Origin of the sequence: Acidisphaera sp. L21 (assembly GCF_009765685.1) — a bacterium.
Taxonomy (GTDB): Bacteria; Pseudomonadota; Alphaproteobacteria; order Acetobacterales; family Acetobacteraceae; genus LMUY01.
This window is the reverse complement of sequence record NZ_LMUY01000103.1, coordinates 65835-78022: the sequence shown is the minus strand read 5'-3', so window position 1 is coordinate 78022 and position 12188 is coordinate 65835. Positions and strand designations below refer to the sequence as shown.

Below are 12188 nucleotides of genomic sequence, written 5' to 3'. Positions count from 1 at the left end.
GCACATCCGCGTTGATCTCGTATGAGCACAAACCCAAAGACTACCAATGATGACTCGGTCCCGTCCAATACGGTCAAGGATCCCGATAACTGGACCACGGGAGATGAGACCATGACCGGGGCCCAGGCTTCCTACCTGAAAACGCTCTGCGAGGAAGCGGGCGAGGAATTCGATGCCTCGCTGAGCAAGGCCGATGCGTCTAAACGGATCGACGCGCTGCAGGGTAAGACGGGGCGGGGCAAGGACCACTAAGCCCTATCATAAGCTGACCGGGCGGCTGGATTGCCGTCCGGCCTGTTGGCGTGGCAGGCTGATGTCGAATGGACAGCTTGGACCTCGGGCCCGACCCAAAGCCCGCGTCACCGCTAAGCGCGGAGGGGCACCGGCAGCGTCTGCGACAGCGCCTGCTGACTGCGGGACCCGACAGTGTAGCGGACCATGAGTTGCTGGAACTAGTACTGTTTCTGGCGCTGCCAAGGCGCGATACCAAGCCGATCGCGCGCGCGCTGCTGAACCGCTTCGGCTCGTTTGCGAACGCAATTGCCGCACCATTGCAGGATCTGCGTTCCGTAGAAGGGATGGGCGAAGCTGGCAGTGCGGCACTGAAGACGGTACACGCCGCGGCCGTGCGGCTGATTCGGGCGGAGGTTCAGGGCCGCCCCGTCCTGTCCAACTGGGACGCGCTAATGGGATATTTGAACGCCCAACTCGCGCGTGAACGAATCGAACAGTTTCGCATCTTGTTTTTGGACGGCAAAAATCGGCTGCTTGCGGATGAGGCGCAGGCACGTGGCACGGTGAATCATACGCCGGTTTATCCGCGGGAGGTGGCGAAGCGCGCGCTGGAACTGCACGCGACGGCGCTGATCCTTGTGCACAACCACCCAAGTGGCGATCCCACTCCGTCACGACCGGACCTGGATATGACGGCGGAGATCAAGCGCGCCTTGGAGACGATCGATGTGGTCGTCCATGACCACATCATCGTCGGTAACGGCAAGTGGCTCAGCTTCCGGCAGCAGGGCTTGCTGTAAGCGTTAGGTCCGCTTGACGGCCAGGGGCCCAGGCGCCTGGCAGGTTGGCATCATTTCCACGCGGTTGATGTTGACGTGTTCTGGCAAGCTGACCAGCCAGCCCACGGTCTCAGCGATGTCCTCGGCATTCAGCGGAACGGTGCCCTTGTAAACGCCAGCTGCTTTATCGGAATCGCCACCGAAGCGAACGCTGCTGAACTCGGTGCCGCCAACGAGCCCAGGCTCCACGCTGCTGACGCGGATGTTGGTCCCGACGAGGTCCGACTTCAGGTTGAGGGTGAAGTGGGTGACGAATGCCTTGCTGGATCCATAGACGTGGCCGCCCGGGTAGGGATAGCTGCCGGCGGTGCTGCTGAGATTGATGATGAAGCCGCGGTTGCGTTCGACCATCGCTGGCAGCAGGGCGCGGGTCACGCCGATCAGCCCGGTGATGTTGGTGGCGACCATGGTGTCCCAATCGGCCAGACTCGCCTTCCACGCCGGGTCCAGACCCAGCGCAAGACCGGCGTTGTTGACGAGGATATCGACCTCGCGCCACCCCTCGGGCAGGCTGCCGGGCATGGCAGCGACGGCAGCCGCATCGGTGACATCCAGCGGGAAAGCCAGGACTGCGCTGCCGAGTTCGGCGACCAGCGCGTCCAGGCGGTCCTTGCGGCGGCCGGTGGCAATGACGCGGTGGCCGTCGCCCACCAGACGCTTGGTGATGGCAGCGCCGAAGCCGGCGGTGGCGCCGGTGACGAGAACGGTGCTCATAGGACGGTCAATTCCACTTTAACGTTGTTGCGCGTGGCCTTGCTGTAGGGGCAAACCTCGTGCGCCTTGTGCACCAGGCGTTCGGCCGTCTCGTGGTCCACGTCGTCGATCTTCACACCCAACTTCACGGAAATGTAGAAGTTCGGGCCTGGATCGACATGCAGGGTGACGTCTGCGGTGACGCTGACGGCGCCGGTCTTCACCTTTTCGGCTGCGGCCACGGCACTGACGGCACCGCCGAAGCAGGCGGAGTAGCCAGCGGCGAAAAGCTGCTCAGGATTGGTTGCATTCGGCTTGCCAGGGCCGCCGATCTCCTTGGGGAGTGTCAGGTCAAGCTTCAGAACGCCGTCGCTGCTCTCCACATGGCCGTTTCGGCCGGCGACCGTAGTGGCATGGGCGGTATATTCTGGCATGCGATTGCTCCCGTTCGTGGATCGGACAGGGTTTTAGCCCGATCAGCCGGGAAGATGGAAGCGCACGGAAACCGGGCAGTGGTCGGAGAGGTGTTCCTTTTGGTCGGGGGCTTCGCGGTAGACGAGAACGCGAAGCGAGGCCGGGTCCATCCAAGCGCGGGCGGCGCCCCCCGCCAGGATGTGGTCGATGAAGCGTTCACCACCCCAGCACGGGCTGTCATGGCCCTCGGTTGCGCGGGCGAGTGGGGCGGTTTCCTGCAGAGCGGCCAGGAACTGGTCGGCCGGGTCCATCCAGCGATTGAAGTCGCCGAGGATGACGAAGGGGATGCCCTCCCGCCGGCGCTGGGCGATCCAGCCCTGCAGCACGGCGGTTTGGCTGCGCAGCGTGGCGCACTGGGGACGACGGCTGCGATCCAACTGGTCGCGATTACAACCGGTTTTCAGGTGCAGCGCCAGCAGGCGGATCGGGCCGGATGGCAGATCCACCGTGAGGTCCGCCCCGCTGCGGAGGCGGTGGGTGGCGTTCGGCGTTACGTCCAGGGCGGCGAGGTCGGGGTTTTGATGCACCGGGATGCCGCGGCGGACAGCGATGCCGACGCGCTGCACTACGTCGTCCTGGGTGAAATAAAGCGCGTAGCGGTCGGGTGGGAAAATGGTTGCGGCGATGGCCGGCCCATCCACTTCCTCGACGGCGATGACGTCGGCGTCGAGCTTCTGGGCGTACCCGCGCAGCAGGGCGCGGTCGGCGGCGGATTTGGGACGGACGTCCTCCGGCAGCGCCAGGTCGCCCAGTGGACGAGGGGTGAGCCATTCCAGGTTCCAGGTCGCAACCTTCAAATCGGCGGCGCGGGCGATGGGGGCGAGCGGCAGGAGAGTAGCGAGCAGAAGCGCTAGGTGTTTGGTCACCGGGGAGATCCTAGGCGATGAGCGCCGCATGACAGCAGATAGCCGGCGATGTCGTTCAGCGTGTCCGGGTCGCGGGTTGGGTCGGCGTTGTCCCCCGGAGGCACCCAGATGACGGTTTCGTAGCGCGCCCGGGTCAGCAGCACGCGGTAAGCATTCAGCTTGTTGGCGAGTTTGTCGGGATTTCGCGGGCGCGTCCATGTCGTGCCGCGGAAGGCGCGACAGGCCCAGTTGGCGGCCTCGCGAACCAGATCGCCATCCCAGCACAGGCCGGCGGCGTCGAGTTCGAGACCTTGGGCAAAGAACTCCGTGGCTGCGACTTCCAGCGCGTCGGAGGCACGGATGTCGGGGAAGCGGTCGAGGAACCACCGGGCGACGGCGGCAGGGTCGTCATGCGGGAGGGTGGCACCGAGGCCTTCGGCCCGTAGGCGGCGAGCGCCGGACGAACAGAGCAACCCGGCGCGCCGTGTACCGCGGCAGGCACGGCGGAGGCGGGCGCGGGCGGTGGCGAGGTCGCGGGTGACGCTGAAGGGAATGCCGTCACGGGCAATGGCACGTGCCGCTTCGGTGTCGCCGGCGAGGACAGCATCGACCCAGGCAGGCGCGGCGGCATTCCGCAACGATCGCACGGGCACGTCGAGGTGGAAGGCAGGGTCGGTCGCTGCGTTCGACAGAACGGGGAGCCGGTGTCGGAGGAGCGGCGCCTCGGTCGCGGAGGGGGCGGCGAGCACATACCAGGCGGGACGGGTTCGTAGGGCGATGCCCCATTCGGCGAGGCCGCCTTCGCCATCGTGGATTTCCTGGCCGGTGCCGATGAGGCAGAGCAGCACCGGGCCGTCGTCGCGCCGCGCCATGATGTCCAGCAGGAGGGCGGGCTCGCTGTCGCGCAGCGGATTGGCGCTGGTGGCGGTTTTCGCGGCCGCATGGGCTTTGGACCAGCAGCGCTGGGCTTCGTCGATCACCACGACGCGTTCTGGTGGTATCCCGTCCTTGGCGTAGTGGTCGCGAAAACTGGGCAGGGCTTGAATGACGCCCTCCATGCGCTGGCGGGCGGCGCGCAATTGTAGGTCCGAATCGCGGGCCAGTGCCTCGCGCAGGACGTGGACGAGGCTGGGATTGCCGGTGAGGAAGGCCGCCTGGCCGGCGAAGGCGGTGTCCAGACCGCACAGGGTTTTGCCGGCGCCGGGGATCCCGGTGACGAAGATTATCGTTGGTCGGCGGATGGACGCTGCCTGTTGGAACGCGTCGGCAATGGCGGTTCGGGTGGCTGTGAGGTTTTGCGCCGAGGCATGCGTGTTGGCGATGTCGGCGACGCCATGCCGGGCGTAGAGCATGCGCGCCGCCTCGATCAGCGAGGGAACGGGACGGTAAGGCGCGTTCTGCCACTCGGCCGGTGCAGTGGCGGGCCGAATGGCGTGGCGTCGGCGATGTCCTGCAGGACGGGGGAGAGGGTGGCGGCGCTCGCCTCCATGACCGGGGTGACGCCGGGCAGCATCAGGGGGCGGTTGGCGCTGTTGCGGGTGGCGTCCATGGTAACGAGCAAGGGAATGACTGGATGGGCGCGGCTGCCGGCGTGGAAATCGTGCAGGTCCAACGCGGCGTCCTCGGCGGCGATGCGGTCCTGCGCGCTGTGCCGGCGGCCCTGGCGCACCGTGCAGGCGACGATCGCCCGCGGCATCAGCAACACGGCGTCGATACGGCGGCGCAGGCGGGGGAGCCGCCAGTCGGTCAGGAGCGTCCAGGGCGACGATGTGGGGCCGGAGGGGAACATATGGGGAATATAGAGGAAGCGGGCGGAAGGGGGTTAAAGGCGGGCGGCAACCATCCGGACGCGGGATTGTTCCCACCTGCGACCGAACGGGGGATGCAGCATTGAGCGGCGCTATTCAGACCGATATTCCAGCGCGGCTCGACCGCCTACCGTGGAGCCGGTTTCACCTTCTAGTGGTGATCGGGCTCGGCGTGACCTGGATCCTGGACGGGTTGGAGGTGACGATCGTCGGCTCACTTGGCCCGGTGCTGCAGGACAAGCGCACGTTGGGGCTGACGCCACAGGATATTGGTAGCGTTGCATCGATTTACGTGATGGGCGCGGTGGTGGGGGCGTTGTTCTTCGGCTGGTTAACGGATCGGCTGGGGCGGAAGGTGATTTTCAACGTCACGCTCGGGATCTACGTGCTGGGCGTGCTGCTGTCGGCGTTTGCCTGGGATTTCTGGAGTTTCGCGGCGTTCCGGTTCATCACCGGGCTGGGCATCGGCGGAGAGTATGCCGCGATCAACTCGGCCATCGATGAACTGATGCCGGCGCGACTGCGCGGCCGCATCGATCTGATGGTCAATGGCAGTTATTGGGCGGGAGCGGCAGCAGGTGCGGCGGCGTCCATCCCACTGCTGTCGGGGCAGTTCGTGCCGTTGGATTGGGGCTGGCGGCTAGGGTTCGGGATTGGCGGCGTGTTGGGGATCAGCATCCTGTTCCTGCGGCATTGGGTGCCGGAAAGCCCGCGTTGGCTGGTGACGCATGGCAAGGAGGCTGAGGGCAAGCGCACGATCGACGAGATCGAGCAGCGGGTGAGCCATAGCGGCGGCGGGGCGCTTCCAAAAGCAGAGGGTGTGTTGACGGTGCATCCGCGGAAGGTGTTCGGCTTCGTGCCGGTATTCTCGGCAATGTTGGGCAAGCATCGTGGCCGGTCCTGCTTGGCGCTGGTGCTGATGGTGGCGCAGGCGTTTCTGTTCAATGCGGTGTTTTTCACCTACGGCTTGGTGCTGCAGCATTACGAGGGCGTGCCGGACGCCCATATCGGGCTGTATATTCTGCCGCTCTGCCTGGGCAATCTGGTCGGGCCGTTCGCGCTGGGGCATTTATTCGACACGGTCGGGCGCAAAAAGATGATAGCCGGTACCTACGCTATCTCGGGCGTGCTGCTGATGGTGGTGGCCGTGTTGTTTGGCATGGGGCTGTTGACGGCGACCACGCAGACCTTGTGCTGGGTTGGCGTGTTTTTCTTCGCCTCGGCAGCCGCGTCGTCCGCCTATTTGACGGCCAGTGAAATCTTTCCGTTGGAAACACGGGCTCTAGCGATCGCGGTATTCTATGCGCTGGGTACGCTGATCGGCGGGGCGGCGGCCCCGTGGCTATTTGGCAAGCTGATCGCGGCTGGGTCTGCTTGGGCGCTCTCTGCCGGATATTGTGTTGCTGGGCTGCTGATGCTGGCGGGGGCTGGGATGGAGTTGTGGTTGGGCATCGATGCGGAGGGCAAGTCGCTGGAAGACATTGCGGAGCCGCTGTCGGCGTGAACGACGCGGTTGCCTTCTTCCAGCGGCCATTCCCCAGCGCCAACGCGGTGCTGTTGCGTGGAGAGCGACCGGTGCTGGTGGATGGTGGATTTGGCGCCGACGTGCCGGCGCTGCTGGCTTGGTTGCAAGCGCAGGGGGTACCGGCCGAGCATCTGTCGTTGCTGGTGAACACGCATTTCGATTGCGACCATGCTGGCGCCAATCACGTTCTGTCTGGGCAATTCAGCATTCCGATTGCCACCCACTGGGCGGAGGCGGCGCTGGTGAATGCGCGCGATGCGGAGGCCTGCCGCGCCCGGTATCTGCACCAGCCGGTCGAGCCGTATCGGGTGGATTGGGCCATGGAGCCTGGCGATGTCGTCGATACCGGATTGGCACACTGGATGGTGGTGGAAACGCCAGGGCATACCGCCGGCCATTTGAGCCTGCATGCCCCGGCGCTCGGGCTGCTCGTGACCGGTGATGCAGTGCATAGTAACGATCTGGGTTGGGTGGATGCGACCCGGCCGGACATGCTGGATGCGGCGGAGGCGACGATGCGGCGGCTGGCAGAACTGCGCATAGGCTGCGCCTTGTCCGGCCATGGCCCGCCGACGACGGACCCGGCGGCTGCCCTCGCAGTGGCGGCGCGCCGGTTGGCGGGCTGGCGGAGTGCGCCGGAACGGATGGCCTGGCACGGCGCCAAGCGAGTTTTCGCCTATGCACTCATGGTTGAGAACGGGCTGGATGAGGCGGAAATCACGCCGTTGCTCTTGCGCAGCCCGTGGTTCGTGGCTTACGCCGCGATGCCGTTCTGCGTTGACCCGGCCGATCTCGTAGGGCCGCTGATGGCGGAGATGTTGCGCTCGGGCGCGGCGCGATGGCAGGGCGGGCGGCTCGTAGCCGGGTCGCCGTATACACCGCCGCCGCCTGGCTGGGCGTGGGCACCAACGGAGCCGACTCTATGGCCGATGTGATATTCCGCTCCGCCACACGGGGCGATCTGCCGGCGATCGTTGCCTTGCTTGCCGACGATGTGCTGGGGCAAACGCGGGAGACGAATGCTGATACGCTGGACGCCGCCTACCTGGTGGCGTTCGAGCGGATTTTGGCCAATCCCAATGACGATCTGGTGGTCGCCGATCTCGCAGGCCGTGTCGTCGGCTGTCTGCAACTGACGTTTCTGTCGGGGCTGTCAATGCGTGGGACATGGCGGGGCCAGGTGGAATCGGTTCGGGTGGCAAGTGATTTGCGCGGTGCCGGGATCGGCCGATCGATGATGCTTTGGGTGATCGAGGCGTGCCGGGCGAAAGGATGCGGTCTGCTGCAACTGACCACGAACACGGCGCGGATCGATGCCCAGCGCTTCTATGTATCGCTTGGGTTCAAGGCGAGCCACGTAGGGATGAAGCTCGATCTCGCCGGTTCAACGACTGGTTAACTTTTCTGGCGGGAAATTTACCCTCTAAATCTCCCGTTCACCAATCTGTCGCATTGCTTCGGCCACAACGACGACTGGCGTGTGACGGAGATGGTAATGTGGCTGACTAATTTAAGAATTTCGCGCAAGCTGGTGCTGGGGTTTGCGGTTGTGGTTTGCACGATCATCGGCGCCAACAGCATGTCCTGGATGAACCTGGATAATCTACAGTCGATCGCACAACGAAACAGCGATTCGAGCGACGCCTTGGCGGCGATGCAGGAAGCCGCCACCGATTTTAATGTTGCAGGCCGCGCCATATCCACCTTCGCGGTTGCCGGCAAAGCGTCGTATCGGGACGAACTGGTCTCCGCATGGCACGATCTTGGCGCGGCGATGGACCGCGCGACGGCGTTGACGGCGCCCGCCCGGCCAGACTTGGCAGCAGCAATTGCCTCGTCCCGCAAGTTGACGCAGAGCTGGTGGGACACGTTCGGCTCGTTGCAATTGGCGCGGATGTCGGATGCGAGCCAATTGCAGGAGATGCGTGATTTCACCAATGATGGCGCCGGCGTTGGTATCCGTAGCCCGGCGGTATTTGCAGATTTGAACGCTATTATTGCCAAGCTTCGCACTTGGTCCGATGACGAGGACGCTGCGCAGAGCCATAGCATGACGGTATTGCGCGTCATCCTGCTGGCGGGCGCCGCGGGAAGCCTGCTGCTGTCGGTCGCGGCAGGTTGGGTCCTGAGCCGGGCAATCGGCCGGCCAGTCGTCGCGATGACCAGCGCCATGAAGCGGCTGGCGGATGGCGATATGGACATCACCGTCCCGGCGATCGGCCGCAAGGACGAAGTCGGCGACATGGCTGACGCGGTGCAGGTGTTCAAAGACGCCGCAATCGCCAAGGTGCAGATGGAGGTCGAGGCCACCGAAGCCCGGCGCCAGGTCGAACTGACGCGGGAAGCGGAGGACGCCAAGCAGCGCAAGGCGAATGCGGAGCAGGCGGCAGTGGTCAATGGATTGACCGGCGGCCTGTCTCATCTGGCTCAGGGTGACCTGACGTTCCGTCTAGAAGACGAGTTCGCGCCGGGCTACGAGCAGTTGCGCAAAGACTTCAATGCCGCCGTTCTGCAGCTGAGCGAGACGGTGCGGCAGTTGATGTCCAGTACTGCGACGATCAAGGCAGGTGCTGGCGAGATCGCCCAGGCCTCCGACGATTTGAGCCGACGGACGGAACAGCAGGCTGCCAGCCTGGAGGAGACTGCCGCAGCGTTGGACGAGATTACCGCGACCGTGCGCAAGACCGCCGAGGGGGCGAATGCGGCCCGGGACGTCGTTGCGCGAACGCGCACCGATGCCGAGCAATCTGGCGAGGTCGTGCGCCAGGCCGTGGGCGCCATGGGTAGCATCGAGCAGTCATCGCAGCAGATCAGCCAGATCATCGGCGTGATCGACGAGATCGCGTTCCAGACCAATCTTCTGGCGTTGAATGCTGGCGTTGAAGCAGCGCGGGCTGGCGATGCGGGCCGAGGGTTCGCGGTGGTGGCAAGCGAAGTGCGCGCGCTGGCGCAGCGTTCTGCCCAGGCGGCGAAGGAGATCAAGGCGATCATCTCCACCTCCGCTCAACAGGTTGGCGCGGGTGTGAAACTGGTAGGACAGACGGGTCAGGCACTCGACCGGATCGTGACGCATGTCACCGAGATCAGCACTGCCGTGTCCGACATTGCGGCTTCGGCGCAGGAGCAGGCGACGGCGTTGCACGAAGTGAACTCGGCCATCAATCAGATGGACCAGGTGACCCAGCAGAACGCTGCAATGGTGGAAGAGACAACGGCGGCCAGCCACTCGCTGGCGCATGAGACCATGGAACTGGCTAGCCTGACAGCGCGGTTCCAGATCGACGATGCCGAGGATGCTGCACCTGCCGATGCGAGCCGTGCGGCGGCCCGGCCCCGGGTGGGGCGGCGCGCTGCCTAGCTGGCGCGGGCCAGTGCCGCCGGGTGCGGCGGTGCGAGCCTCGGCCCGGCGGCAAAGAGTTTCTCACGGTAGGTGCCCGGGGCGTAGGCGGTTTTGTAGACGCCGCGGTTCTGCAGTTCCGGCACCAGGAGGTCGACGACCGCTTCCCAGCACTCGGGTGCCACGGTGCGGGATAGGTTAAAGCCGTCGACGTCGGCCTCGGCGACCCAGGCCTGCAGTTCGTCCGCGACTTCGGCCGGGCTGCCGACGACAGGGGGCTGGCGGCTGCCGAGGATAAAGCGGTCTGCCAGCATGCGCTTGGTCCAACCGGCACCGAGTTGCCGGGTCATCGATTCGACGTTGGAGCGGATGGCTTCGGTGGGGGAGGCATCGACCGGCTGGTCCCAATCGTAGCGGGCGAAGTCGATGCCGAGCGAGGCGGCGGCATGGGCGAGCGCACCCTCGGTGCTGCTGTGCGCGCGGTATTCGGCCAGCAGCGCCTGCGCCTCCGCCGTGGTGCGGGCGAGAACGGGCGTGGCGCCGACAAAGACTCGGATCGGGCGCGGGGCGGCGCGGGCGCGGAGGTCGGCGACTAGGCGGGCAACCGCCATCTTGCTACCGCCATTGACGAAGACGCATTCGGCATGTTGACCGGCGAAGACGCGGCCGCGGTCGCTGCTGCCGGCCTGGTAGAGCACGGGTGTGCGTTGCGGCGTAGGGGCAACGAGGGCCATCGCGTCGAAGCGGTATTGCGCGCCATTGTGCACCACGCGACGGACCTGCGCGGGGTCGGTGAATTGGCCAGGCTGGCGCTGCACGGCGGTTTCGTCCCAGCTGTGTTCCCACAGGGCGTAGACCGCGTACATAAACTCGTCGGCCAAATCGTAGCGATCGTCATGCGCCATCTGGTTGGTGAAGCCCATGGCGCGGGCTGCGCTGTCCAGATACCCGGTGACGATGTTCCAGCCGATGCGGCCGCCGGTCAGTTGGTCCAGCGTGGACATGCGGCGGGCAAAGGTAAAGGGCTGCTCGTAGGCCAGGTTCACAGTGACGCCAAAGCCGAGATGCTGGGTGACGGCGGCCATGGCGGGCACCAGCATCATCGGGTCCAGTAGCGGCACTTGCACGGCATGACGCAGGGCGGCGTCGGGCGTGCCGCCGTAGACATCGTAGGCACCCAGGACATCGGCTAGGAATAGGCCGTCGATCAGCCCGCGTTCCAACGTTTGTGCCAGCCGGGTCCAGGCGCCGAGCGTATCATACTCCGCCGAGCGGTCGCGCGGGTGGGTCCACATCCCCTGCTGAATATGGCCGACGCAGGCCATGTCGAACGCGTTGAGGTGGATTTGGCGCATTACATCGGTCTACGGCCGCAGGCCCACTCCCGCCAGAGCAGGATCAGTGCCGCCATGATGGCCGGGCCGAGGAACAGGCCGATCAGACCCCATTCTTCCACGCCGCCGAGGATGCCAAGCAGCACCCAGATGAAGGGTAGCTTCGTCGCGCCGCCGATGAGCACTGGCCGGATGAAATGGTCGGCGATGAAGGTGACTGCGAACCCGGCGACGATGATGGTAACGCCCCAGACCAATGAGCCCTGGGCGATTACGAACAGCGCCGCGACGACGAAGATGACGGGTGCGGCGAACGGGATCATCGCGGCGACCGCTGTCAATGCGCCGAAGATGGTGGGGTGCGGCACGCCCGCGATGGCGTAGATGACGCCGAGAATCAAACCCTCGCCAAGGCCTACCAGCACCAGCCCGTCGACAGTGCCGTGTACGGAGGCGATGATCTGGCGGCCGATGCGCTCGCCATTGGGACCGAAGGCGCGGTTGCTGGCGATGCGAAGTTGGTCGGTGACGACGCGGCCTTCCTTGAACAGGAAGAACAGGGTCAGCAGCGTGAAGATGAACAGGGTGAGCCGCCGGGCAATCTGGGTGCCGACCATCCGGCTGACGTCGGACACATGGCCGCGTGTGGTGCGCTGCACCAGTTCGCGGGCGCTGCCGGGGTCGGTGAGGTTCGCCTGCCACCAGCTATCCACCTGGGCTTGGAAGAATGGCAGGTGGTGGAGGAATTCAGGCTCTGGGATGCCGTTTTCCTGGGTATGGCGCAGCCATTCGGTGGCGTTGTGCGTCTCGTGCGCCAATTGCACTCCGATGACACCAAGGGGCACGATAAACACCAGCGCCACGGCCAGGGTGAATACGGCCGGGAGCAGGATGTTGTGGTGCCCCGTGCCGAAGCGCGTGATGGCCCGGTGATAGAGCGGCCATAACGCGATGGCGAAGATCCCGGCCCACACCAAGGCGCTGATAAAGTTCCAGAGCGTGTAGACACCCAGGCAAACCAGGGCCAGGCCGAGGGCGCCCATCGCGAATTGCTGTGGGCGGGTGGACCCGGCGGTGGCCGGGGGCAGCGTGTCCATGT

General features: G+C 65.4%; 13 protein-coding genes. 6 read left to right on the top strand and 7 right to left on the bottom strand.

Translation table 11 applies throughout. The features are described from left to right. The first annotated feature begins 21 nt into the window (after positions 1-21). Both GSQ76_RS32375 and radC read left to right on the top strand, forming a co-directional pair. Positions 22-252 carry a DUF3072 domain-containing protein gene (locus GSQ76_RS32375; RefSeq protein ID WP_158746004.1) on the top strand — a complete coding sequence of 77 codons (231 nt, stop codon included), beginning with the start codon at positions 22-24 and terminating at the stop codon, positions 250-252. A gap of 68 nt (positions 253-320) precedes the next feature. Beyond that, a complete protein-coding gene (radC, locus tag GSQ76_RS20715; RefSeq protein ID WP_158746003.1) occupies positions 321-1034 on the top strand; it encodes a DNA repair protein RadC in 714 nt (237 codons plus the stop codon). A 3-nt stretch (positions 1035-1037) separates the two neighbouring features. On the opposite strand, the gene GSQ76_RS20710 is transcribed toward radC, so the two are convergent. The 5 genes from GSQ76_RS20710 to GSQ76_RS20690 are packed head-to-tail and all read right to left on the bottom strand — an operon-like array spanning position 1038 to position 4874. Further along, positions 1038-1787, bottom strand: coding sequence for an SDR family NAD(P)-dependent oxidoreductase (locus GSQ76_RS20710; protein ID WP_158746002.1), 750 nt, complete (start codon positions 1785-1787; stop codon positions 1038-1040). Next, positions 1784-2200: an organic hydroperoxide resistance protein gene (locus GSQ76_RS20705; RefSeq protein WP_158746001.1), complete on the bottom strand. Its 417-nt coding sequence runs from the start codon at positions 2198-2200 to the stop codon at positions 1784-1786. Before GSQ76_RS20705 ends, GSQ76_RS20710 begins: the two co-directional genes overlap by 4 nt. Before the next feature lie 42 nt (positions 2201-2242). Continuing rightward, positions 2243-3106: an endonuclease/exonuclease/phosphatase family protein gene (locus GSQ76_RS20700; protein ID WP_254070536.1), complete on the bottom strand. Its 864-nt coding sequence runs from the start codon at positions 3104-3106 to the stop codon at positions 2243-2245. Next, positions 3103-4437 carry a DNA/RNA helicase domain-containing protein gene (locus GSQ76_RS20695; RefSeq protein WP_158745999.1) on the bottom strand — a complete coding sequence of 445 codons (1335 nt, stop codon included), beginning with the start codon at positions 4435-4437 and terminating at the stop codon, positions 3103-3105. Before GSQ76_RS20695 ends, GSQ76_RS20700 begins: the two co-directional genes overlap by 4 nt. A gap of 14 nt (positions 4438-4451) precedes the next feature. Continuing rightward, positions 4452-4874: a hypothetical protein gene (locus GSQ76_RS20690; protein ID WP_158745998.1), complete on the bottom strand. Its 423-nt coding sequence runs from the start codon at positions 4872-4874 to the stop codon at positions 4452-4454. 101 nt (positions 4875-4975) lie between these two features. On the opposite strand from GSQ76_RS20690, the gene GSQ76_RS20685 reads away from it, so the two are divergent. The 4 genes from GSQ76_RS20685 (at position 4976) to GSQ76_RS20670 (ending at position 9776) form a co-directional block, all read left to right on the top strand. Further along, complete coding sequence (locus GSQ76_RS20685) at positions 4976-6397, top strand: MFS transporter (protein WP_254070535.1); 1422 nt, start codon at positions 4976-4978, stop codon at positions 6395-6397. Next, the gene (locus GSQ76_RS20680) at positions 6394-7353 is read left to right on the top strand and encodes an MBL fold metallo-hydrolase (protein WP_158745996.1); all 960 of its coding nucleotides are present in this window, start codon (positions 6394-6396) and stop codon (positions 7351-7353) included. Before GSQ76_RS20685 ends, GSQ76_RS20680 begins: the two co-directional genes overlap by 4 nt. After that, positions 7341-7817: a GNAT family N-acetyltransferase gene (locus GSQ76_RS20675; RefSeq protein WP_158745995.1), complete on the top strand. Its 477-nt coding sequence runs from the start codon at positions 7341-7343 to the stop codon at positions 7815-7817. Before GSQ76_RS20680 ends, GSQ76_RS20675 begins: the two co-directional genes overlap by 13 nt. Before the next feature lie 96 nt (positions 7818-7913). Beyond that, the gene (locus GSQ76_RS20670) at positions 7914-9776 is read left to right on the top strand and encodes a methyl-accepting chemotaxis protein (protein WP_254070534.1); all 1863 of its coding nucleotides are present in this window, start codon (positions 7914-7916) and stop codon (positions 9774-9776) included. Here GSQ76_RS20670 and GSQ76_RS20665 read toward each other — a convergent pair. Further along, entirely contained in the window at positions 9773-11110 is a 1338-nt protein-coding gene (locus tag GSQ76_RS20665) for an LLM class flavin-dependent oxidoreductase (protein ID WP_158745994.1), read from the bottom strand. The two genes, GSQ76_RS20670 and GSQ76_RS20665, sit on opposite strands and share 4 nt — an antisense overlap. Then, the gene (locus GSQ76_RS20660; protein ID WP_216851193.1) at positions 11110-12186 is read right to left on the bottom strand and encodes an AI-2E family transporter; all 1077 of its coding nucleotides are present in this window, start codon (positions 12184-12186) and stop codon (positions 11110-11112) included. The genes GSQ76_RS20665 and GSQ76_RS20660 overlap by 1 nt, the downstream gene beginning before the upstream one ends. Positions 12187-12188: the final 2 nt, after the last annotated feature.

Coding starts and splice junctions, on each gene's coding strand:
- GSQ76_RS20660 (WP_216851193.1), bottom strand. CDS start 12,186: ATGGACACGCTGCCCCCGGCCACCGCCGGGTCCACCCGCCCACAGCAA.
- GSQ76_RS20670 (WP_254070534.1), top strand. CDS start 7,914: ATGTGGCTGACTAATTTAAGAATTTCGCGCAAGCTGGTGCTGGGGTTT.
- GSQ76_RS20690 (WP_158745998.1), bottom strand. CDS start 4,874: ATGTTCCCCTCCGGCCCCACATCGTCGCCCTGGACGCTCCTGACCGAC.
- GSQ76_RS32375 (WP_158746004.1), top strand. CDS start 22: ATGAGCACAAACCCAAAGACTACCAATGATGACTCGGTCCCGTCCAAT.
- GSQ76_RS20705 (WP_158746001.1), bottom strand. CDS start 2,200: ATGCCAGAATATACCGCCCATGCCACTACGGTCGCCGGCCGAAACGGC.
- radC (WP_158746003.1), top strand. CDS start 321: ATGGACAGCTTGGACCTCGGGCCCGACCCAAAGCCCGCGTCACCGCTA.
- GSQ76_RS20710 (WP_158746002.1), bottom strand. CDS start 1,787: ATGAGCACCGTTCTCGTCACCGGCGCCACCGCCGGCTTCGGCGCTGCC.
- GSQ76_RS20675 (WP_158745995.1), top strand. CDS start 7,341: ATGGCCGATGTGATATTCCGCTCCGCCACACGGGGCGATCTGCCGGCG.
- GSQ76_RS20695 (WP_158745999.1), bottom strand. CDS start 4,437: ATGCTCTACGCCCGGCATGGCGTCGCCGACATCGCCAACACGCATGCC.
- GSQ76_RS20665 (WP_158745994.1), bottom strand. CDS start 11,110: ATGCGCCAAATCCACCTCAACGCGTTCGACATGGCCTGCGTCGGCCAT.